We start from the raw sequence: 23,724 nt of genomic DNA on the forward strand, positions 1-23,724 counted from the left end.
TTATCAGTTAGCTGCCATCTGGAGCGATCAAAGTAGGGGGGATATTTTGAAAATAGTCGATAGAATGTCAGACTTTTTTGATGATCAACGAAGAAAAAAGCACAAAAGAATTAGAGAAAAAAATGATCAATTACGTGCAAAAGGGAAAAATCCTACTAAAAAAGGTTGGGGTTCAATGGTTGATACTGGAGCCGGTGGTATGAATCAAGATCGAATGACGCGCGTATATGATGTTGCTCAACAGCAGAAAAATCTTTCTGAAGAGAATGAAATCAACGAACGTCGTTCAGGTGAAGTTAAAAGAAAATGAATCAGTTGAATAAAAAAAAACGCAAAAATGTACTAGTCCTTTTTGCGTTCTTTTTTTATTTTTTTCTATATTTAAAATATTAAGACTGTGTGTGGCAATTATAGTAACTTTTAATTCTAGATAATTTTATATAATAAGTTTAAAGTAAACGTTTTCTTATATTTGAACGATGGAGGAAAAAAATGGAGACACAAGTTGAAAAAACAACAAACAAGAGTAGTGTGGGATTGATTTTTGCCTTAATGGCAGGTTATTCAATGATTTACATGGATAAAAGCATGATTTCTACAGCAGTTTTGCCAATTGCAAAAGAATTTAATTTGGATGCAGGTCAAACAGGGATGATTATGTCGTTCTTTTTCCTAGGATATTCAATGATGCAGATTCCTGGTGGTTGGTTAGCAGATAAAATCGGAGCAAAAAAGGTATTAATGTTGTCACTAGCAATTATTTCAATTTTTTCATTTGCCTTTGGGGCAGTTAGTAGTTTGATGTTATTTATGGTTATCCGCTTTTTTGCTGGGATCGGTCATGGTGGTTATCCGCCAAGTTGTTCAAAATCAATTGCTGATAATTTTCCCCAAGAACGCAGAACCTTTATTCAGTCATTGATTCTTTCAACATCAGGTATTGGCGGGATTTTAGCTTTTACCTTAGGAACGAATTTAATCAATGCTAATTGGCGTTATGGTTACTTAGCGTTAGGATCATTGTTTGCGGTTTCGCTAGTTCTGGTTGCTGTGTTTGTTCCAAGTCAATCAGTTAGTGCTAAGTCGGGTCAAGGAAGTAAGCCTGCAATCAAATTTAGTCAAGTAATCACGAATCGCAATGTATTAGTTTTGTTTGTAGCAATGATGTTACTGAATTTTTTACTATATGGAAACATGTCATGGCTACCAAGCTACTTAGCTCAAAAATTTGCGATCAATATTAAAACGATTGGTTACTTATTAGCAGTCAATGCAGTTTTCCAAACAGCTGCAACAATGTTTGCAGGAGCGTTACTATCGAAATTATTTTTAGGCAAAGAGCGTGTGTTTATCATCAGTGCGACTGTTTTAGCAGCGATGTTAGTTCTCGCTTTTGTGGCATCAAATAATCTAGTTTTATCAATGATTTGTTTAATTGCAGTAAGTATGGTTTCAGTCAGTGCCTTTACAGCAATCTTTACATGGCCCCATAAAATCATGGACCCATCGATTATCGGCTCTTCTATTGGAATCATTAATACTGGCGGCACATTAGGCGGGTTCTTTGCACCATTGATTTTAGGACAATTGATTAAAGCAGCCGGAGGTTCATTTACATTAGCCTTTGGTTTCATGGCAGCAGCAAGTTTGTTGTGCGGACTTTGTGTATTAGGAGTGAAAAAAGAAGCGTAATGTCAGACAAAAAATTTAAATATAAAAGCGCCTTTGATATCATTGGCCCAATCATGGTCGGTCCTTCCAGCTCACATACAGCTGGAGCGGTCAGGATCGGCAATATGGCAAGAGAACTCTATAAACATACTCCTAAAAAATTGATCGTGACTTTTTTCGGCTCATTTGCTGAAACTTATAAAGGTCATGGGACTGCCGTTGCGATTGTTGCAGGGGTTTTAGGATTTGAAACACATGATGAACGAATTCCGGATGCGATTAAAATTGCAGAGCAGCAAGGAGTTGTAATCGAATTTTTAGTTAGTACCAAAGAAACAGAACATGCGAATACAGTGAATCTAGAATTGATTGATGAACAAGAAAAACTAAACTTAACGGCGATTTCAATTGGAGGCGGCAGTATTCAGTTGACTGAGATCAATCATCATTCAACGCTATTGAATCAAAACCAAGGCAATGGATTGGTTTTTACCACAGATCAGCCGAAAGTGACGATGTCAGCTGTTGAAGATGCTTTAGAAAGCCCAGTATTTATACAGATTCAACAGTTGAACAAAGAGACAATTTTCTTTGTTGAAACAGTCAGTGATATTAGTCAAAAGTTAGTAGCAAAAATCAGAGAAATAAGGGGAATAACAGCAGTCTTGCCGACGACTGGTTAAAATTAGAGGACGTGAATTTTTTGTTTGAATCAATTGAAGAGCTCGTACAACGAGCAAAAGAAAACCAATGCAAAATATCTGAGGTCATGATTACTCAGGAAATCGAAACTTCTGGACGCAGTAGAGCAGAGATTATGAACCAAATGCTGTTGAATTTAGAAACGATGGAAGCAGCAGCTGCTAAAGGGGTTCAGGGTGTTCGTTCCCATTCTGGTTTAACTGGATATGATGCAAGGAAATTACAAGCATACTTGGATGGAAAACGCGTGCTGACAGATAATACTTTTGTCAAAGCCTTATGTTATGCAGTTGCAACAAATGAAGTGAATGCTGCAATGGGCATGATTTGTGCTACCCCAACAGCAGGTTCAGCAGGTGTTGTACCAGGGGTTTTGCTGGCTTTCAGTGAAAAGTTTGCCTCAACCCGTGAAGAAATGTTGCACTTTTTATTTACTGCAGCAGCTTTTGGTTTTGTAACAGCCAACAATGCTATGATTTCTGGCGCGGAAGGTGGTTGTCAGGCTGAAATCGGTTCGGCATCAGGAATGGCTGCAGCGGCTTTAGTGGAGATGGCAGGAGGTACACCAGAACAAGCAAGTCATGCCTTTGCGATTGCTCTAAGTAACTTGATTGGTTTAGCTTGTGATCCAGTTGCAGGATTGGTCGAAATTCCCTGTATCAAAAGAAATGCAGGAGGTACATCAAATGCCATCAGTGCAGCAGAAATGGCTTTAGCAGGAATCGAAAGTGAGATCCCAGCAGATGAGGTAGTAGAAACCATGTATCGGGTAGGAAGAAGTATGCCCGCTGATATTCGTGAAACTGGGATTGGTGGATTGGCAGGTACAAAAACTGGAAAAAGAATTGCCAAAGAATTATTTGGAATCGACAGGTAGACTATAAGAAAGATGAATCAATAATAAAAAAATATTAGATACAACCTAGAAAGGGAGCGCTAAGAATGGATGCAAAACAACAAATTTCACAGTTGATTGATGCAAAAAAAGACCAATTTATCGCTGCGGCAGATCGTATTTGGGGAACACCAGAAACCAGATTTGCCACGGTAGAATCTGTTAAACCGTTTCTAGAAATCTTAGAAAAAGAAGGATTCTCAATCGAAAAAGGTGTTGCTAACATGGAGCATTCTTTTGTTGCTACATACGGAAGCGGTAACCCAGTTATCGGGATTTTAGCAGAATATGATGCATTAGGAAACTTAAGTCAAGTGGCTGATTTAGGTGAACAAAAAGCGGAACATGATGGCGGAAATGGCCATGGTTGCGGGCACAATCTATTAGGGACAGGTGCTTTAGCAGGTGCTGTAGGAATCAAAGATTTAATGGCGCAAGAAAATTTAACAGGCACAATTAAATTATTTGGTTGCCCAGCAGAAGAAAGTGGCTATGGTAAAGCCTTCATGGCGAGAGACGGTGTTTTTGATTGCTTAGATGTCGCCCTTTCATGGCATCCAATGGATACAAGTTCAGCATGGGGATTGAGTAGTTTAGCTGTTTATCAAATTTATTATAACTTTAAAGGCGTTTCTGCTCATGCGGCGGCAGCTCCTGAACAAGGACGAAGTGCGTTGGATGCAGCAGAATTGATGAACATTGGGGTACAATTTTTACGTGAGCATATCATTGATGAAGGTCGTGTTCATTATGCTTTTATGGATGCAGGTGGAGAGTCAGCGAATGTCGTTCAACCGACTGCAAGTTTATATTACTTTATCCGCGCGCCAAAATTAGAACAAGCAGAAGAAATCTACAAACGTGTTAATAAAATCGCAGAAGGTGCGGCCTTGATGACTGAAACAGAGCTAGAAATCGTATTCGATTCTGCCTGTGCTAACTACTTGCCAAACCGTGCAGTGACAACAGCAATGTATGAAAACTTTAAAGAATTCGGCAACTTAAACCTAACAAAAGAAGACCAAGAATATAGCCAAAGATATTATGACAGCTTAAGTGAAGCAACAAAAGCTAGCGTAATGACTAGAGCAAGACAAAGCAATCCAACCGCAAGTGAAGAAGAAATTAAGCGTCTTGGAACTATGCCAATCCTAGATCAAATCAGTCCATTAGTTTTCTCAGAAGCAACTTCTGGATCAACAGATGTGGGCGATGTTAGTTGGGTTTGTCCAACCGCTCAAGTGTTGGTAGGCTGTGAGCCACAAGGAACACCGCCTCATTCATGGCAATGGGTAGCAAATGGTAAATCTTCTGTGGCACATAAAGGATTATTGGCTGCAGGAAAAACAATTGCAACCACAGCCTATGACTTACTAAAAAATCCTGAGCTTGTTGCACAAGCAAAAGCAGAACATCAAGCAACGGTGGGCGGCAAAAAATATCAATCTGCTATTCCGGCTGATGTTATGCCGAAATGATAAAAAAAGTGATAGAAAAAGCTCTGATATTAGTTGATGTCAGGGCTTTTTAAGTTAGTATGAGTTCCATTTTCAAAAAGACATATTCCTATCTACCAAGTATCCAATTTAAGAACTGGAGGAGTTACTAGATAATATAAATTTGTCTGTATATTTTTAAAAGAACGCAATTGAATATATTTAGATTGTAATATACATCTATATGTATATTTTGATATACTGAATAGAGCATATAAAAACTACAATAACTTTTTGGAGGGGCAAATGAATATTACATTTATGATAGGCAATGGATTTGATGTAAGTTTAGGTATGGAATCTTCATACAACTCTTTTTATATGTATTTACAGGAAAATGACTTGTTACAAGATAATATATTTACCAAAATAATAAATAAAGACATAAAAAAATGGTCTGATTTCGAACGTATGCTTGGAATTTTAACTACATATAGCGACAATCAAGAGACTATAGAATCAAATTTAAAAAAATTAGCTTTTGATATTTCAGATTCTGAGAGTCAAGAAATAATTGGAATGATAATAGATGAAAAAGAGCTTCCTGAAAAATTTGTAGAGGATTTAGATGTATTTCAGGATGAATTTAGATGTTATTTAGAGGAAAAACAAAAATCTGTGTTAGAGAAATTATCAACAGAAGCAGATTGTAGTGGTACGATAGCTGAAACGTTGAATGGAATGTATGCTGATTTCCATGGGTTTGAAGAGGATTACTTTGTTAGTAATATCAGAACAAAAATCGGTCGTGATTTCCAAGAGCGATATTTTTTAAATGTAGATATCAATTTTTTGAATTTTAATTACACTGATACAGTTTCTTATCTTATTAATAATACAGCCAAAAAAAGTATTTCTGATTTTTTTCAGCAACTTATTGCTTCTAAACGTATAAATGATAATAATAATGTTAATGTGATGGTGAATATCAAGGAAGAACATATACATGCTACCTTGAGAGATGGAATGTATCTAGGAATCGATTCTGATAAACAATGTATCGATGATTTTTTTAGTGATCCCTCTGATATGGAAGAATTGATCAAACCAACAACTAAGGATTACTTTAATGATGACTCTGTTAAGGCAGCGAATGATGTCATTTTATCTACTGATCTACTTGTAGTTTTCGGTATGTCATTTGGGGAAACCGATCAAATTTATTGGGATATGATCAGAAACAAATTTTATCAAGAACCTAATACGTTTCAATTTGTGATCAATGTTTATGATGAAAATTATCCTGCTGATTTTATTTTAGTAGGCAACAGAAGCTATAGAAGAAATCAAAATAAATTAAAGAATGCCTTCTTTGAAAGAATAAAATTTCAGACTGATAGGCATGAGAAATCTGCAATAAGAAGGACGCATCCTATTTTAAATTCTAGGAAAATGTTCAGATTTAGAAGAAAAGAGTAACGAAAGAGTTCCTAAATAAATGACTATAGTTATCTGTATAGCATCAATTTTTGAAAAGACCATCTATAATATAGAGGTCTTTTTTTTGTTTAAGCTTAAATAAACTTATTTTTTATAGGTTAAAACTTATGATTATGCAAAAATGTAAGTTATCTGTTATACTAAAAATAAATCAGGAGGTAACCTATGAATCAAAAAGAACGCATCGCCAAAATTTTAGAGTTACTGCAGGAAAAAGAAAAACTAGATGCCGCAGAATTAGCGAACTATTTCCAAATATCCAAAGACAGTATCCGTCGAGATATTTTATTGATCGTCAATGAAGGATTAGCTGAAAGATATCGCGGCGGCATTGCCTTACCGATCATCAAAACCAAAATCGAAGCCTATTCCAAACGTCTAGTTGTAAACAGCCAAGAAAAAATCCAAATCGCTCGTAAAGCTGTCAACGAAATGGCTGATGACCAAACGGTTTGGCTGGATGTTTCAACGACGGTTCAGTTTATCGCAAAAGAGCTTACTCAAAAAAATGTTCTGATTGTTACTAACTCCATTGATAATGCTATATCGGCGACAGAAGTCAATACTCAACAAGAGGTCTTTCTGCTAGGCGGCTACTTCAATCCTAACTCTCATTTGCTCCACGGGACATCAATGATTGCTCAATTGGCCAATTTCTATTTTGACATTGCTTTTATCGGTGCATCAGGTATCAATGAAACGGGCTTATTTTACTCTGAGTTAGAAGATATAGAATTAAAACAAACTATCATCAAAAACGCTAAACGAACTTGTGTCCTACTAGACAGTTCTAAAGTTAGAAATACAACCAACTTTAAATTAGATTTTTCAAAAATTGATATGCTGATTACAGAGAAACCATTACCAGAAACAATCACCGAACAATTACAAAAAGACAAAGTAAAAATCATTCTTGTAGAAGGTGGAAAAAAATGAAAACACTCATTCAAAACGTAACCATAAGTAATGAAACTAGCATAGAATTAGTAGATATCCTAATAGAAAATAACACAATCTTAGCGATAGAATCAGCAAAAATACAGTCATTTTCCGATGGAACTATCGATCAACACATCGATGGTCACAACCAATTGTTAATTCCCGGAATGATTGATGTCCACATCCATGGCGCCAATAATTTTGATATGATGGATGGCACTACTAAAAGTATTCAAGAAGTTTCTAAAAAATGTTTAGAAACTGGCTGTACAGGATTTTTAGTGACATCTGTAACTTCTTCTTTGGAGGATTTGTTAGTCATGATTGATCGAACCAAAGAAGTGATTGGTCATGAAGAAGGAGCCAAAATTTTAGGTATTCATCTGGAAGGGCCATATCTAAATGTAAAAAGAAAAGGTATGCAAGATCCGAAGTATCTGAGAAATCCAGACTTAAAAGAAATGGAACTAATTTTTGAACGTGCAGGTGATTTAATTAAAATGGTGACAGTCGCACCAGAATTACCAGGATGTCTGGAACTGATTACCTTCTTAAAAGAAAAAAACGTTGTTGTTGCAATTGCCCATTCTGATGCAACCTATGAAGAGGCGCAAGTTGCTTTTCAAAAGGGTGCAACACACATTACCCATTGTTTTAATGCAATGCCGCCAATCCACCATCGGGCGCCAGGACTGGTTGTAGCGGCTCTTGAAAATGATGCGGTCAGTGTTCAGGCAATCGTTGATGGCATTCATTTACATCCAGGAATCGTACGCTTATTGCATAAAATTAAAGGGGCAGATAATGTTGTTTTGATTACGGATGCGTTGCAAGCAATGGGTGTGGGTGATGGCTCTTATGAATTCGGTGGACATCAAGTTACTGTAGATAAAGGTGTTTCTAGATTAAAAGACGGTACATTGGCATCTAGTACGGTTACGATGAATGAAGCACTTAAACTTAGTGTGGAAATGGGAATTCCGTTAAACGATGCAATTAAAATGGGCTCAACGACTCCAGCTGTAATTTTAGGAGAAAAGAAATTAGGAAAAATTGAAGTAGGATACGATGCTGATTTAGTTCTTTTGGACAAGGAATTTGGTGTAGTGAAGAAAATTTTAAAGGGACAAATAAAGAAATAACGATCTTACGCATTAGTCAGTAAAGATAGCTATTTATTCAATCTACAAGTCTTCTACCAGTATGTTATATCCATAATTTTGCATAAAAAAGAATCACTCACTTACGTAACCATATGGTATTTTGGAAACGTGAGTGAGTGATTTTTTAGGTAGAAATGCGTCATTCTTTTGTACGGATTTTTTTATTCTTCTTCCGTTTTAGTCGTTGTTCTTCTCGTTTCTTTTGTTCTTTATTCATTTTGTGTACGTAACGCCAGAATAATAAAATAAGCAGGATGATGATGATTAGGAGAACGGTATTTAAGTAACAGCACCAGTTTGGCATCTTTTTCTCCTTTACTTTCTTTTCCAGTGGAATTCGTTCACCTCTGACAAGGAGGCGGTGAGTATTTACCATGTAAGGTGTACAGGTAAGTAGTGTAATATAGTCTTTTTCAGGAACTACTTTTAAATCAGTGATATCTTCTGGTAAAACTGTTTTGATTTGATTGATTTTATACTCATGGGTTTCATCTATAATATCAATGAAAAAAGTATCTCCTTTTTTTAATTCAGGAAGATCTGAAAAAAGCTTTGAACTTGGGAGTCCACGATGTCCTGTAAGAACACTATGGGTACTTTTGCCGCCGATAGGTAAGGATGTTCCTGCTAGTACACCGATTCCTTTTTGTAATTGTAAATCAGAGGCACCGCTGTAAAGAGGCAGCTTAGCATTTATTTCCGGAATGGTGATGTATCCTAACACTTCACCTAGTTTATTTTCTAGTGCATCAATCACTCTATGTTTTTTGTCTTTTTTCTTTGGTTCGTTCTCTTTATTGTCAAAAGGATCTGCACCTACTAGTTCGCCGCCAGTCACCATATCTTTATTGTAATTCATCATATCTTTAACTAACTTCATTTTTTCATCACGCGATTTTTTATTAACTTCTTTTTGATAGGTATCAATCACTCGAGTATGGTAAAAATTCGCATATAAATTACTTAGGATCGGGTAGGAAAATATAAGAAAACCAGCAAGGAAAATAATGCCCATAATGATGTTGATACCTGTATTTTTTCCCTTCTTTTTTTTTGGCTGTGTTTTCCTCATTTTCTTCCCTACCTTCAAGACATTCTCTGTTTACAACAATAGACAGAAAAGCATGAGAAATGAATCCCCACGCTTTCTTTTTATCTGAATTAAATCAATTAGGCATGACTATACTTTTTTCTGTAAAATAGGAATGCTAATCCCATTAGAATTAGACCTAGAACAAAAAATAGGATGGTCCCGATTGACCCAGTAATGGGAATTGTCGGTGCATTTGTATTCACAATCACTAACTGAGCTTCATCAGAGTAACTTTTCTTATCGATAGTGAATTTTTTGTCTTCTGTTAATAGATTATATCCGCTTGGTGCTTTCGTTTCTTCTAGTAAATATGAGCCATAACCTAATCCATAGGCTTCAAACTTACCATCTTGGTCAGAAGTAAGAATGGTTGCATCGTTCTTTTCTTTTGTCCAAGTAATAGTTTTATCATTATTTCTTTTCAGGTAAAGAGGTCCTTTGTACCCATCCTGTCCTTTACCATTGGCATTTTTGTAAATAAGAAATTCTGCATCCGCTAATGGTTTTTGAGAAGCGTTTACTTTCAAGAACTTGCGCCCACCTGTTTCAACTGTTGGTGCCTTTGGGTGAGTGGAGGTAGCATCCACGTAACCGTTATTTACAGTCAATATAGAGTCATTAGAAATAGGCGTACCCGGTATAGCTGTATGATTGATGACTGTCTCAAATGTAATGATTAGCTGTTTTCCATTAACCAATTGATCCGTTGCTCCTGGGAACAGTTCGTCAATAAAGATGATTGTTATCACACCGCCTGATTCAACTACTTTATAGTGTGAAGGATTTACTACAACACCATCAAGTGTGACTGTTATATTGCCAATGTACGTCAAATGTGATTCTAAAGTACTAGTAATAACGTACTTAGTATACTCTGTGATGTTTTTTGGTACATCTGTTGTAATTTTCCATGTAACTGTTTGACCGATATCGGTACTTTCGTCAGTTAATCGCTCACCTGATAATGTTGGTTTTAGATAGTTAAGTAAATTAGTTGAAACTACTTTAGCTTCATCTAATGTACCGCTTTCATCATAAGCATGATTTTCAGGTTTGATTGAGAAATCAACTTTTCTACCGTTTAATAAGAAATTATCTGGGGCATTTGTTTCAATAAAGTAATAATCCCCAACGACTAAGTTACCAACGATATCTGTATATCCATCGCCATGAGAGACTAAATTAGCTTGAACTAAATTGTCAGGTTGACCAGTAAGTCCCTTTTTATAAAGAGAAAATGTTGCACCGATCAATGGTTGATTATCTTCCGTTAATTTTTGTGTTTTCGCAGCACCCAGAGTTACTGCATTTTTGGTATAAATATGAACTTCATCATTCCAAGTAGCTCCATCTGAGTTCATGGTAGGGAGCGAAACAACAACTGGGGCAGCAATTTTTGTTGCACCTAATTCAGAAGTTAACTCTACAACCAAATATTTATCTGCAGGTAATGTTTTAGTCTCGAAAATACCGGCAGCATTCGTTTTACCAGTGGTTTGAGGAATATTCGGGTTGTTTTTTACTGAATTGTAATAAGCGATGGCTTCAGCCTGACTGGGACTGGCGCTTAATCTACTTCTTTTTAGTGAAACGACTGCAAATTCAACATCGGGAGAAGGTACCGCTCCAGAAGGTAATTCACTTAACTGAGCTCCATCTCCCGCAATAGACGGTAAATCCAGCGCTCCGCCAAACTTTAACTTGTGAATAAACAATTTTCCTTCTTTCGGTTTTTCCGTAACTGCTTCAGCCTGACTACTGAGTAAAGAAAAACCGAGAGGTACCATCAAAACAAAAATCATAAGCAACGACCAAAAACTCCTTAAACGTCTCTTTAACATTTGTAACATTCTCCTTTCTGTTCGTTCATACTATGAATTATTTTAAATTCATAACATAACTTTATCATTTATATTTGTTTTTTGAAAATAAAAAGTAATATATTTTTATTTTAGAGTTAAAAAGCTTGTTTTTGTTGGTTTTAATTAAAATCTAAATGAAATGTAGATTGTATTAGAAGTATGAAATTTCGTTTTATGTAGCTAGTGAATTAAAATTGGATCATATGAAAAGCACAGCAATTAAAAAAAGTTCAAGACCTAATGTTTGGCGTTAGGTCTTGAACGTAGTTGGACTATTTAAATATAGGTAAAATAAATTGAGAATCTTAGAACGAGCGTTTAGGTACTCCGGTTTTAAAATTGATCCACATTTAGTTCAGTCATTGAGGCAACTTGTAAGTCAGCACCTTTTAATGTCTCTGTTGAAGAAATTCCTACAGCATACATTCCAGCTGCTTTAATGCCATCAATGCCTGCTTGTGCATCTTCAAAGCCTACTGCATCTTTTGGATCAACATGGATACTTTCAGCGGCTTTTATAAAAATTTCTGGATCCGGTTTCCCTTTCTTTAGCGTTTCTGGATCAACGATATGTCCAAAGAAGCTAAGAACACCTAATTTTGCTAAAATCATTGGAGCATTTTTTGAAGCTGAAGCGATTGAACATTGAATGTTGCGCTCTTTTGCTTGAACTAGAAAGTCATGAACGCCAGGCAATAAGTCTTTTTCAGAAAGATCTGACAGAAGTTTCACATATTCATCGTTTTTCTTTTGAGCTAAGGCTTCTTTTTCTGCTAAAGTAAAATCATTTTCTCGTTGTCCATAAGCTAAAATTTTGTCTAAAGAATCCATACGGCTGATTCCTTTTAATGTTTCATTGAATGCTTCATCGATTGTAATACCTAAGCTTTTTGCTAAATCTTTCCAGGCGATGTAATGGAACTTAGCCGTATCAGTAATAACGCCATCTAAATCAAATACAAATCCTTTTGTCATGAGAATACTCCTGTCTCTTATTTTAGTAGGTAATCGTTGTTTTTTTATCTGCATGTAACTGATAAGGTTGATCTTTTACGATCACGACTGTTTCTTTAGAAGGACAAATTTGAATAGAATTTTTTGAAACAGTTAATTGGTAGTGAATGCCTTTGTGATCAATAGTAAACGTCATATCCGTCCAGTTTTTCGGTAAATTTGGTTGAATGTTCAGCTGATTCTTTTTGATATCAATTCCAGCATAGGTGGTTAATGTAACATAAATTGTTGCAGCCATTACGCCGGTGTGAATTCCTTCAGCCGTGGTTCCTCCCTGGATATCTTGATAGTCAGAGTATAAAGCTTCTTGATATAAGGTCCACGACAACTCATGAAAGGCTACTTCTTCTGCTAATTGAGCATGCACGATTCTTGAAAGTGTTGAACCGTGTGATGTTCTATTGAGATAGTACATAAGATTTTTTTCTAAATAATCTGAAGGTAGGTCGTAGCCAAGTTCCTCTAGGATATCATCAATCTTCTCTTTGTTTAAATTATAAAATAGCATTAAGGTATCTGCTTGTTTAGATACTTTATAATCATCAGGTGACTGACCTTCCGCCTTTAAAATGCGATCCATCCGATAAATGTTGCCGTATTTTGCTTTTGCTTTTGCCCAATCAATTTCTTTTAAGTCAAAATAGCCTTCATATTGGGCGATGATTCCTTCTTCGTTTGTTTCAATAGATAGACGTTTACGTATATCTTGCATGGTCTCTAAATTTTCTTGGCTGATTCCGGTTTTATTAAATAATTCTTCTTTTTCTTGCGTATTTAATAGTGAAAGAATTTGTTCCAATTCTTCAAATAGCCAAACCACCATCAAGTTGGTGTAGGCATTATTTTTTAAGCCGCTTTGTGCACTATTTGGATAGCCTTCATGAAATTCATCGGGTCCCATGACTTTATCGATATAATAACGATTCGTTGTCTCATCGAAAGTTGTGGCACTACGCCAGAAATTAGCGATTTCTAATAACATTTCTGCGCCGTAGTTTTTGATGAATGCCTCATCATTAGAGCTATTCCAGTACATCCAGATATTGTATGCAATTGCTAAGGACACATGACGTTGAAGGATGCTGTGATCTTCACCCCATTCGCCGTTTAAAGGATTCAAGTGAAGTTTTTGTGTGTCTTCACTCCCATCGAGACCAGATTGCCAAGGATACATGGCACCTTCATAGTTACTTTCACGTGCATTCTCTTTCGCTTTACCTAAACGATTATATCGATACATCAATAACTGTTTCGCTGTTTCCGGGAAATGAAGAATGTAAAAGGGCAGGATAAAGATTTCATCCCAAAAAATATGTCCGCGATAAGCTTCACCATGTAGTCCGCGAGCAGTTACAGAAACATCTAATTCGTTGTTACTAAATGGAGAAGCTGACACGAATAAGTGATAAGTATGGATACGTAGTAATTTTTGTGACATCAAATCACCAGTTAGTTGGATATCTGATTTTTTCCATAGAATTTCCCAAGCTGCTTTACTTTCAGCGAATTCTTTGTCAAAAGAAGTTGCTAGAGGGGCAGGACTTTTCCAGTTAGCCTCAGCGATAGAGGCTTTAACTTGTACCTGTTTTTCCAACGTGTAAGTATTATTTTGTTCCCCATAAAAAGAGATTTCTTGTTGGATGATTTCTTCGCTAACGGAATTTTTTACAGCATTAGCTTCAAAAAAATCTCCTGTGATCTTCGCTGTTTGCTGCACATTTATTTTTGAATGATTGGTTTGAACTTCGATTATTGATTGGTTATTTTCTGCATGTAACTGAGTGATATGGAAATGTTTGGCTGTTAAGTTACGATATCTCTCTACGTTAAAGTTATAGATAGAGCCATCTGTTGTAGTTTTTATTGTGATATTTTTAGAAAAATTGATTGGTTCGATCGAGTATTTGATACTGTAATTATTCATTTTAGCCATGTTCACTATTTTATGAGCGGTGATTTTTAATTGATGCTGATGGGTATCCTCAATAATCATCTCGGCAGTAAACAAACCTGTTTTTAAATCTAGGTTTCTGTGTAGATAATGTAAAGTTGTATTTTCTAGAGATAGCCATTCGTCTGTTCCGTCTACTTGAATACTAATATATTGATTATTTGGGGTGTTGACGAAGTCTTCATTTTCTACGATTTGACCAGCGACTTCTGATGTTTCTTCATTGTAAAGACCTGCAATATAAGTGGCCGGATAATGGTCTTTTGATAGAGTCATTTCAGGAAGTGTCCCACGTAAACCCATAAAACCGTTACCAATTGTTAATAATGATTCGACAGAATATTCTTCTTTTCCTGGTGTGTAGCCATAATAATCTAAATTCCAAGTTAATTGTTCTTCTTTTTCCTTAAAGGCTGTTACTAAATCTACGGATGATTCCAGCTCAGAATTTGTGATGATTGGAAGATTCAATCCTTCTGAAAAGTGCTTGATTAAACTCTCTAATCCGACGTTTAATGGAGATGTTAAGGTATTTTTGGTATAAAACTCAGTTGGTATTTTGTTAAAAATAGCTCCTTTTATTGTTGGAAATAGCTTTTTTATTTGTGAAATCAAAGAATCTGTAGTTTTTGGAAAATCAAAATCAGAAAAGGGCAAATCGTGTTGGGAAAGGATCTTTTGTTCATCTTTTTCTTGAATATGCAGTGTATTTTGAGTCAGTGTAAGTAGTAGAAAGTTCATTATAAGTGCTCCTAACTAAGATATATTTTAAGTTGTATATACATGTTTGTGTTTTCGTTTTCATTATAGTATGGATTGCTTGTAAATACAAGTGGGATCGTAGAAAAGAATTGTAGGAGATAGAGAGCTTAGTTATGGAGAATGCTATTTTTTTAAAGGAGAGTATGCTATCATTTTCTTTGAGTATCCTAAGGTGGAGGGATGGACATGAATAAATTTCATGATATATTTTTAGAACTTGAAAAAGCGATTTTAGAAGGGGAATATCAACCTGGAACATTGCTGCCAAGTGAAAATCAGTTGGTTGAACAATATTCAGTTTCAAGAGAAACAATTCGTAAAGCATTGAATCTACTAATCAATGCAGGATATATCCAAAAGAAACAAGGTAAAGGATCAATTGTCTTAAATGTAAGGAAATTTGATTTGCCGATTTCAGGAGTAATCAGTTATAAAGAGTTACAAGAAGCACAACAAATACATAGTGTAACTAAAGTTGTGGAGTTGGAGGAAGAAAAAGTCAACGAGACATTAGCACGATTGACTGGCTGGAAAAAAGACGCAGCCGTGTGGCGGTTAGTTCGTCAAAGAGAAATCAATGGTGAAGTGGTCATTGTCGATATTGATTATTTACTAAAAGAAATCATCCATGAGTTGCCAGTGGAGCGAGCAGAAGATTCTATCTATGATTATTTTGAGAACGACTTAGGATTAGCCATCAGCTATGCTCAAAAAGAGATTACGGTTGAAGCGGTGACAGAAGATGATCAGCGTTTGATGGATATTCAAGAAGATACCCATGTAGTAGTTGTCCGCAGTGTCGTAAGTTTGGAAGATACACGTTGTTTTGAATATACAGAATCTAGACATCGATTGGACAAATTCAAATTTGTGGATTTTGCTAGACGAAGAAAAGCATAAGATGACGAGTAGTTATTTTTAGGAGATGAAAGAACTATGTACATTGGTATAATCTACTTCATTGTGATTATTTTAGCCAATACGGTTGGCTCAATTTCTGGTATGGGTGGCGGAGTGATTATCAAACCTATATTGGACACATTACATTTTCATTCGCTAGTGGTTATTTCTTTTTATTCTAGCGTAGCTGTTTTTACAATGTCGATTGTTTCTACTTTGAGGCAGATGAAAAATGGAGTGAAACTACAAATTCCGATTGCTGTATTTGTATCTTTAGGTTCTGTAGTAGGCGGAATTTTAGGGAATACGGTTTTTGAGGCATTGTTACGAATGTTTTCTGATGAAAAATATGTCCAACTAATTCAAATTATTTTAACGATTATCACACTCTTGTTGGCTTTTTTCTATACAAAATTTGGAAATGAGTATTCAGTTGATTTGTCTCATCCAATTTGGTATGTGGTGGTCGGCTTGTTTTTAGGATTTGTTTCTACTTTATTAGGAATTGGCGGCGGACCCATCAATGTAGCCTTGTTAATGTTATGTTTTGGCATTCCAATCAAAGAAGCCACGGTTTATTCGATCATTACGATTTTCTTCTCACAGGCAGCAAAATTATTTACAATCGCAAATGTAACTGGTTTTGGTCGGTTCGATTTATCTATGTTGTTTTATGTGATTCCAGCGGCAATTGTTGGTGGGTTCATGGGGGCGTTGATTAGTGGTAAGATTTCCTCCAAACGAGTGACTGAAGTTTATCAAGTTGTCATTCTTTTGGTATTACTGCTTAATTTATGGAACGGTCTACGCTTATTCATTTAGGAGGTTAATTAGTATGGATTATAACGTAAAGCCATTTTCGGAATTGACGACCAAAGAATTTTATGAGATCGTAAAGCTGCGTATCGCAGTTTTTGTGGTGGAGCAAAATTGTCCGTATCAAGAAGTGGATGATGCCGATGAAAAAGCATGGCATACTTGGCTTAAAGAAGGAACAGACATTGTCGGCTATACTCGGATTATCGACAAAGGAGAAACGGTAACTTTTGGTAGAGTCATAATAAATCCAAAGTATCGTGGCAAGAAACTAGGTAATAAACTTTTAGAAGAAACACTAAAAGTGATAGAGGAAAAATATCCAAATCGACCAATCATTATTGGCGCACAAGCGCATCTTACAGCTTTTTATGGTGCTTTTGGATTTGAACCGATTTCTGAAGTTTATTTAGAAGATGACATTCCTCATATTCAGATGAGAAAGTGACAAAAAACTGGCACCCACATATATAGGTGCCAGCTTTTTTGTTATTTTTCGACAGAATCTTTTGTTGCAACAGATGTTTTTTCAGCATTTTGAGCCGCTAATAAATCACGGATTTGCTCTAAATAATCATCAGTTGTAAGAAGTGCTTCTTCAATTTTATCTGCTTCGTCTTCTTTTGGAATTCGTTTCATCTTATTAACAGCTTTGACAATCAAGAATAAAACAAAGGCGGTAATTAAAAATGTAATAATAGCACTGATCACGTCACCAAAGTTAAATGCTACACCTTCTACTTTTAGCACTAAGGCGCCTAATGCATCGTTTGCACTTGTTTTCCCAGTAGTTAAGACAAATATTAGACTTATTAACGGTGTAATCAAGCCATTAACGATTTGTGTAACAATTGCAGTAAAAGCAGAACCGATAACGACCCCAACAGCCAAATCAATAACGCTTCCTCGCATAATAAATTCTTTAAATTCTTTAATCATAAGTTTCCCCATCCTTTCTCAGATTTCAGTATACATAAAAAGTAAAAAAAAATGAAATGAAAGACTCTTACATAAAGGAAAGACTGCTGAGCTGTGCTATAATTAAATAGATGCAGAAAATCTTAAAAAAACATTTAAAAACAGCCAGATGATTGTATTTCAGACTGGTCTTTATTATGATAAAAAACAAAGAGGAGCTGACAAGATGCCGATTGAATTAGCAAAAGGAGTCAACTTACATGTTGTTCCAACAGAAAAATATAAAACAGTTCGTATTTTAGTTCGTTTTAATACGCGTTTGAATAAAGAAATACTCACGAAGCGGACACTTTTATCCAGTTTATTGGAGACTAATAGTTTGAACTATCCAGATCAAGTGAAGCTAAGTGAAAAATTAGCAGAATTATATGGTGCCAGTTTTGGAATCAATGTGAACAAAAAAGGTAATTTACATTGGTTGAACCTTTCATTGAATTTAGTTAATGATAAATATCTAGAAAGCGGCCATGTTTTAGCTGATGCAGTGGATTTTGTAAAAGAAATTTTATTCTATCCTAACATCATTGATGGGAAATTCGAAGGGGAAACATTCAAACGTGAAAAAGAAAATCTAAAAGCCTATTACGAAAGTATCTCAGAAGACAAACAAGTTTATTCTTCGTTGGCTTTGCAAAGTCTATATTTCGGTCGCTCAGAAGATCAAAGAATTCCAAGTTTCGGGACTATTACAGACTTAGAAAAGGAAACAGCCGAAAGTATTGCATCCTATTATCAACAAATGATTCGAGAAGATCAAGTGGATATTTTTGTCCTTGGCGATGTGGATGAATCAATCGTAACGACATTATTTAGTAAATTACCATTTGAAGATCGTGCATCAGGCATCGCTGATATTTTTTATACACAGCCTTCTAGAAATGTGATTGAAGAACGTTCTGAACAAGAAAAAATAGCGCAGTCAAAATTGAATTTAGGCTACCATACAGATGTTTACTATGGCGACGAGAACTATTTTGCGCTGCAAATTTTTAACGGTGTATTTGGCGGATTTCCCCATTCTAAATTATTTATGAATGTCCGTGAAAAAGAAAACTTAGCTTATTATGCATCTAGCAGTATCGATACATTTCGTGGGCTGTTAAGTGTTCAAACTGGAATCGATGGGAAAAATCGGAACCAAGTATTACACTTGATCTCAGCAGAATTAGAAAATATCCGTCAAGGCAGGGTAACAGACTTAGAGATCCAACAGACCAAAGCAATGTTGAAAAATCAATATTTACTATCTTTAGACAATGCAGGAGCTGTTTTGGAGAATGAGTATTTGAATGATTTGATTCCTCACCTTCGCTTAAAAGATGATGAATGGATTCGTCGTATGGAGGCTGTAACAGTAGCTGATGTTCAACGAGTTGCTAAATTGATACAATTGCAAGCCATTTTCTTTTTGGAAGGAGAAAAAGTCGATGAATAAAAAAGAATATCCGCAAATCAACGAAGTTCTCTATACAGAAGTCCTAGAAAATGGATTAACTGTTTATTTGCTGCCAAAAAAAGAATACAACAAAACATATGGATTATTTACGACAAATTATGGCTCGATTGATAATGAGTTTGTGCCAATCGGCGAAAAAGACTTTGTAAAAGTACCAGACGGAATTGCTCATTTTCTAGAACATAAAATGTTTGAAAAAGAAGAGGGAGATATTTTCCAACAATTTGGACAACAAGGTGCTTCTGCCAATGCTTTTACAAGTTTTACAAAAACTAGTTATCTGTTTTCAACAACAGATCAAGTGGAAAAAAATCTTGAAACATTATTAGACTTTGTTCAAGATCCTTATTTTACAAAAGAAACTGTGGACAAAGAAAAAGGAATTATCGGACAAGAAATCCAAATGTATTTAGACGATTCTAATTGGCGATTATTTTTCGGTACATTAGGAAACCTGTATCCGAAACATCCATTACACATTGATATTGCAGGGACTGTAGAGAGCATAGCAGACATTACTGCAGAAGATTTGTATACATGTTACAACACATTTTATCACCCAAGCAATATGACATTGTTTGTGGTTGGAAAGATGGACCCAGAAGAAATGATGGCATTTATCCGCAACAATCAATCTGCCAAAACATTTGCTAAAGCTGAACCGATTAAACGCCATTTTCCAAAAGAAACAGCTTCAGATATCATTAAAGAAAGTTCTCTTTCAATGGCCATCAGCCGTTCAAAAGTTATTGTTGGTTTAAAAGGCTTAGACGAAGTGCCTACAGACGGAAAAGAACTGCTTAAATACAAAACGACAGCAAATCTGTTATTACAATTGCTATTTGGCAATACGTCACAAAATTATTTGAACTTATATAATGAAGGATTGCTAGACGATAGTTTTGGCTATGAATTTAGTTTAGATCGAAGCTTTCATTTTGCTGATTTTGGCGGGGATAGTGACCATCCTGAACAGTTAGCCGAGCGTATCGAAGAGATTCTTTTAACGGTTGATCAAAGTGCTGAAATAACAGAGGAGAACTTATCGCTCTTGAAGAAAAAAATGATTGGTAAATATTTCCAGTCTTTAAATTCACTGGAATATATCGCAAATCAATTTTCACAATCTCTTTATGGGGAAACAACATTATTTGATACACCAGAAGTCATTGAAAGTGTTGAACTGTCTGATGTGAAAGATTTGGCAAAAACATTTATCAATAAAGAAGGTTTAAGCCGCTTTTATATGTATCCTAAAAAATAGATTTTTGAAACAGTTAAGTTAGTATGTGAGAGCAAGTGTTTGAAGTGCGTGCTGTCTCTATTTCAGCAATCATTCAGAAGGCTTGCTCCAGATACTATTGCTAGAATCAAAAAAAGTCCGATAGTTAGTCAAAAACTTTCAGAAATAGTCCCCTCATCTGTATTTTTTTATGGTATCCTTAGATAAGTTGGATAAAGAAAGTTTTCTGACGTTTCAATTGATTTATTTGAATAAATTAGAGTATTTTTACTCAACATTTTTACATAAAGTGGTAACATGTATGACTGAAATTCCCGCCTGATATAATCGGGTGAAACTGATAAAATAGAGAGACTGGAGAAGATGGACGAGTGGCCAGCGTAAATATAGGAAAAAAATTAAGAGATGCAAGACTGCAGCAGAATATGACATTAGACGAGCTGCAACAAATTACTAAAACACAAAAGCGCTATTTGACAGCAATTGAAGAAAATGATTTTGATTCTATGCCGGGAACCTTTTATGTGCGTGCATTTATTCGTCAGTACGCAAGTGCAGTAGGATTAGATGGTAATGAATTAGTAGAGATTTATGATGGAATAGACGAACCAGAAGATATAGAGACAGCGATTCAATATCAAACGTTAGATGAGTCAAGGACACAAATGTACGACGAAGACAGCCAAACGAAACGCTTTATGAGTAGTTTACCTGCGATTATTTTTTCTTTAATCGGATTAGCAATTGCAGTCGTTGTTTTTTACATTACATGGCAAGATCGTCAGTCAAGCCCGATGATTCAACCGCCTGCGTCTGAGATAATCAGAGAATCTTCTTCTGAATCAAGTTCTGAGTCAAGTCAAGCGCCTGCTTCAAGCAGTACAGAGTCTTCGACTAGCTCCTCCTCAGAACCCAAAGCACCAACAGAAGTTAAATTCGAGAATGAATCTGGTGTGACAGTGAATATGAGTGCAGTAAACGTAGCGAATCCAGCTAAATTTGAATTTAGTGCGGTAACTGGTCCATGTTGGGTAGGCATTTATATTGCTACAGCAGCGAACAATGACAATGGATACTTCTTCCAAGAAACCATTCAACCTGGACAGCCTAAGTCTGTTGAGATTCCTGCTGGAACGACACAAGTGGTGATTAGTTTAGGTGCATCTGAATATATGGAATTCAAATTAGATGGGCAAAAAGCAGATTTCAATCCAAACAGTACTGGAATTGGACCAAGAAATATCAATATGACTTTAGCTTATGCACAACAGTCACAAACTGGGCAGTCGCAACAGTCACAACAGCCGCAATAATAGAAAAATAATCCGTTTTATTTGTTCACAGATAAGAGAGATGAGCGAGAAAAATTTGCGATGAACGATGAGTCATAGTAAACTTTTTTCTCGCTCATTTATTACGAATATGATTAAATAGACTTAAACTAAAAATAGCATCGTTTTTCGTGACACCTTCCATAAGATAACGTAAAATGAGTAGGACAAGAGAGGGGAAACAAGCATTGAACTTACCAAATAAATTAACAGTTATTAGAATATTTATGATTCCAATTTTTATCGCTATTGTCAGCATTCCCATGGACTGGGGCACAATTACATTTGCAGGAACATCTTTAGCAGTCACTCAATTGGTTGGAGCCATTATTTTTGCCGTTGCAAGTATTACCGATTGGTTAGATGGAAAAATTGCTCGGGCAAGAGGATTAGTGACAAACTTCGGCAAGTTTGCTGATCCATTAGCAGATAAAATGTTAGTGATGACGGCTTTTATAGTTTTAGTTGGGCAGCAAAAAGCACCTACTTGGGTAGTCGCAATCATTGTTTGTAGAGAATTAGCAGTTACTGGATTGCGTTTGCTATTAGTAGAAGGTGGCGAAGTGATGGCTGCCGCTTGGCCTGGAAAAGTAAAAACAGCAACACAAATGATTGCTATCATATTGTTGTTTATCAATAATATTCCATTTACGGCAATTGGATTGCCGTTAGATCAAATCATGTTGTATGTGTGCTTATTGTTCACGATTTATTCTGGTGTCGATTATTTTGTGAAAAATACCGATGTCTTTAAAGGCTCAATGTAGGAATTATTTGAATAAATGAATAATAAAATCTAATTTTTTTGCTCTATTTTGAGTAAAAAAATTAGATTTTTTTATTTTCTATAAATTATATTTGAAAAATCAGGAGGTAGAAACGTTGATAGATCAGTCTTTTTCATTTTTTTCTAGATATATATAAATATTTGATACTACTATTTATAAAATAATAGTTTACTTTTTTTAAAACAGTGGGTATAATCTGTGTATCGGAACTATTATTTTATGAACAGTAGTATTCGAATAAAAAACAAATTGGAGGAATTTATAATGAACAAATTTGTAAAAGGTGCAGTAGTTGCTGGTCTAGCTTTATCTATCGGAGGGACAGGTTTTTTAGCAACAGCTACAAAAGCGCACGCTAACTCTACTGAACTTGTAGATAACGCTTCAAAAATCAATGCGTTGCTTCAAGAAAAACAAGAGTTGATCAACAAGAAAAAAGTAAGTCACGATTGGCAAGAACAAAAAGCATTAGGTATTCGTATCGGTGAAATCGAACGTGAGATTCAAGTGTTGAAACAAGGTGGTTCAATTGGAAACACAACAAAACCATCTACACCAGTAGAAGATAATGCAGCAAAAATCAATGCGTTGCTTCAAGAAAAACAAGAATTAATCAATAAGAAAAAAGTAAGCCACGATTGGCAAGAACAAAAAGCATTAGGTATCCGCATTGGTGAAATCGAACGTGAAATCCAAGCCTTGAAAAATGGTAGCACAACAGGTGGTTCAACAGGCAGTACAACAACTCCAACAAACCCATCGACACCAGGTGAAGACACAGCATCAAAAATTAATGCGTTAATTCAAGAAAAACAAGAACTAATCAACAAGAAAAAAGTGAGCCGTGACGGACAAGAACAAAAAGCATTAGGTATTCGTATCGGTGAAATCGAACGTGAAATCCAAGCTTTGAAAAATGGTAGCACAACAGGTGGTTCAACTGGAAATACAACAACACCATCTACACCAGTAGAAGACAATACAGCAAAAATCAATGCATTAATCCAAGAGAAACAAGAATTGATCAATAAGAAAAAAGTATCACGTGATAAAAACGAACAAAAAGCATTAGGTAAACAAATCGATCAAATCGAAAAAGAAATCAAACAGCTAAAAAAAAATAAATAAATCTCTAAATGACTAAATACTAATTTCCAACTTTCTTACCCAAATTTGTGTGAATCTTATTAAAAGTATATTCCTTATCAAGTCATGCTTATAAGG

The 23,724-nt window shown here is 35.5% G+C and carries 21 protein-coding genes; 16 read left to right on the top strand and 5 right to left on the bottom strand.

Annotated features, from left to right (window positions below):
• Window positions 1-46 precede the first annotated feature (46 nt).
• From AC4BB2_RS00485 to nagA, 8 genes are all read left to right on the top strand, one after another.
• On the top strand, window positions 47-310 hold the full coding sequence (locus tag AC4BB2_RS00485; RefSeq protein ID WP_490473515.1) for a hypothetical protein: 264 nt from the start codon (window positions 47-49) through the stop codon (window positions 308-310).
• A 182-nt stretch (window positions 311-492) separates the two neighbouring features.
• On the top strand, window positions 493-1,692 hold the full coding sequence (locus AC4BB2_RS00490; RefSeq protein ID WP_490473516.1) for an MFS transporter: 1,200 nt from the start codon (window positions 493-495) through the stop codon (window positions 1,690-1,692).
• Complete coding sequence (gene sdaAB, locus AC4BB2_RS00495; protein WP_490473517.1) at window positions 1,692-2,354, top strand: L-serine ammonia-lyase, iron-sulfur-dependent subunit beta; 663 nt, start codon at window positions 1,692-1,694, stop codon at window positions 2,352-2,354. Before AC4BB2_RS00490 ends, sdaAB begins: the two co-directional genes overlap by 1 nt.
• Before the next feature lie 20 nt (window positions 2,355-2,374).
• Entirely contained in the window at window positions 2,375-3,250 is an 876-nt protein-coding gene (gene sdaAA / locus AC4BB2_RS00500) for an L-serine ammonia-lyase, iron-sulfur-dependent, subunit alpha (protein ID WP_490473518.1), read from the top strand.
• Window positions 3,251-3,315: 65 nt separating this feature from the next.
• Window positions 3,316-4,746, top strand: coding sequence for an amidohydrolase (locus AC4BB2_RS00505; RefSeq protein WP_490473519.1), 1,431 nt, complete (start codon window positions 3,316-3,318; stop codon window positions 4,744-4,746).
• Between the two features lie 264 nt (window positions 4,747-5,010).
• On the top strand, window positions 5,011-6,183 hold the full coding sequence (locus AC4BB2_RS00510; RefSeq protein ID WP_490473520.1) for an AbiH family protein: 1,173 nt from the start codon (window positions 5,011-5,013) through the stop codon (window positions 6,181-6,183).
• A 186-nt stretch (window positions 6,184-6,369) separates the two neighbouring features.
• A complete protein-coding gene (locus tag AC4BB2_RS00515) occupies window positions 6,370-7,140 on the top strand; it encodes a DeoR/GlpR family DNA-binding transcription regulator (protein ID WP_490473521.1) in 771 nt (256 codons plus the stop codon).
• Entirely contained in the window at window positions 7,137-8,285 is a 1,149-nt protein-coding gene (gene nagA, locus AC4BB2_RS00520; RefSeq protein ID WP_490473522.1) for an N-acetylglucosamine-6-phosphate deacetylase, read from the top strand. The genes AC4BB2_RS00515 and nagA overlap by 4 nt, the downstream gene beginning before the upstream one ends.
• A 160-nt stretch (window positions 8,286-8,445) precedes the next feature.
• Here the strand turns inward: nagA and AC4BB2_RS00525 are convergent, their stop codons facing one another.
• The 4 genes from AC4BB2_RS00525 to AC4BB2_RS00540 all read right to left on the bottom strand — a co-directional run bounded on the left by AC4BB2_RS00525 (window position 8,446) and on the right by AC4BB2_RS00540 (window position 14,967).
• Window positions 8,446-9,378 (bottom strand): class C sortase, encoded by a 933-nt coding sequence (locus AC4BB2_RS00525; protein WP_490473523.1) that lies wholly within the window; start codon window positions 9,376-9,378, stop codon window positions 8,446-8,448.
• A 98-nt stretch (window positions 9,379-9,476) separates the two neighbouring features.
• Window positions 9,477-11,240: a SpaH/EbpB family LPXTG-anchored major pilin gene (locus tag AC4BB2_RS00530; protein ID WP_490473524.1), complete on the bottom strand. Its 1,764-nt coding sequence runs from the start codon at window positions 11,238-11,240 to the stop codon at window positions 9,477-9,479.
• Between the two features lie 354 nt (window positions 11,241-11,594).
• Entirely contained in the window at window positions 11,595-12,236 is a 642-nt protein-coding gene (gene pgmB, locus AC4BB2_RS00535) for a beta-phosphoglucomutase (RefSeq protein WP_490473525.1), read from the bottom strand.
• 22 nt (window positions 12,237-12,258) lie between these two features.
• Window positions 12,259-14,967: a glycoside hydrolase family 65 protein gene (locus AC4BB2_RS00540; RefSeq protein WP_490473526.1), complete on the bottom strand. Its 2,709-nt coding sequence runs from the start codon at window positions 14,965-14,967 to the stop codon at window positions 12,259-12,261.
• A 207-nt stretch (window positions 14,968-15,174) separates the two neighbouring features.
• Between AC4BB2_RS00540 and treR the strand changes: the two genes are divergently transcribed.
• From treR to AC4BB2_RS00555, 3 genes are read left to right on the top strand one after another with little or no spacing between them, the layout of a single operon-like run.
• On the top strand, window positions 15,175-15,888 hold the full coding sequence (gene treR, locus AC4BB2_RS00545) for a trehalose operon repressor (protein ID WP_490473527.1): 714 nt from the start codon (window positions 15,175-15,177) through the stop codon (window positions 15,886-15,888).
• 36 nt (window positions 15,889-15,924) lie between these two features.
• The gene (locus tag AC4BB2_RS00550; protein WP_490473528.1) at window positions 15,925-16,710 is read left to right on the top strand and encodes a sulfite exporter TauE/SafE family protein; all 786 of its coding nucleotides are present in this window, start codon (window positions 15,925-15,927) and stop codon (window positions 16,708-16,710) included.
• Between the two features lie 13 nt (window positions 16,711-16,723).
• On the top strand, window positions 16,724-17,152 hold the full coding sequence (locus AC4BB2_RS00555; protein WP_490473529.1) for a GNAT family N-acetyltransferase: 429 nt from the start codon (window positions 16,724-16,726) through the stop codon (window positions 17,150-17,152).
• A gap of 41 nt (window positions 17,153-17,193) precedes the next feature.
• Here the strand turns inward: AC4BB2_RS00555 and mscL are convergent, their stop codons facing one another.
• Window positions 17,194-17,643, bottom strand: coding sequence for a large conductance mechanosensitive channel protein MscL (mscL, locus tag AC4BB2_RS00560; protein WP_490473530.1), 450 nt, complete (start codon window positions 17,641-17,643; stop codon window positions 17,194-17,196).
• 205 nt (window positions 17,644-17,848) lie between these two features.
• Between mscL and yfmF the strand changes: the two genes are divergently transcribed.
• The 5 genes from yfmF to AC4BB2_RS00585 all read left to right on the top strand — a co-directional run bounded on the left by yfmF (window position 17,849) and on the right by AC4BB2_RS00585 (window position 23,628).
• Window positions 17,849-19,117: an EF-P 5-aminopentanol modification-associated protein YfmF gene (yfmF, locus tag AC4BB2_RS00565; protein WP_490473531.1), complete on the top strand. Its 1,269-nt coding sequence runs from the start codon at window positions 17,849-17,851 to the stop codon at window positions 19,115-19,117.
• The gene (gene yfmH, locus AC4BB2_RS00570) at window positions 19,110-20,402 is read left to right on the top strand and encodes an EF-P 5-aminopentanol modification-associated protein YfmH (protein ID WP_490473532.1); all 1,293 of its coding nucleotides are present in this window, start codon (window positions 19,110-19,112) and stop codon (window positions 20,400-20,402) included. Before yfmF ends, yfmH begins: the two co-directional genes overlap by 8 nt.
• 350 nt (window positions 20,403-20,752) lie before the next feature.
• Window positions 20,753-21,694, top strand: a complete 942-nt coding sequence (locus AC4BB2_RS00575; RefSeq protein WP_490473533.1) for a helix-turn-helix domain-containing protein — start codon at window positions 20,753-20,755, stop codon at window positions 21,692-21,694.
• Window positions 21,695-21,900: 206 nt separating this feature from the next.
• Window positions 21,901-22,479 carry a CDP-diacylglycerol--glycerol-3-phosphate 3-phosphatidyltransferase gene (pgsA, locus tag AC4BB2_RS00580; RefSeq protein ID WP_490474651.1) on the top strand — a complete coding sequence of 193 codons (579 nt, stop codon included), beginning with the start codon at window positions 21,901-21,903 and terminating at the stop codon, window positions 22,477-22,479.
• 285 nt (window positions 22,480-22,764) lie between these two features.
• Window positions 22,765-23,628 carry a hypothetical protein gene (locus tag AC4BB2_RS00585; RefSeq protein ID WP_490473534.1) on the top strand — a complete coding sequence of 288 codons (864 nt, stop codon included), beginning with the start codon at window positions 22,765-22,767 and terminating at the stop codon, window positions 23,626-23,628.
• The last annotated feature ends 96 nt before the right edge of the window (window positions 23,629-23,724 follow it).

It is taken from the genome of Enterococcus sp. AAFC-DPL-5146, from assembly GCF_058216635.1.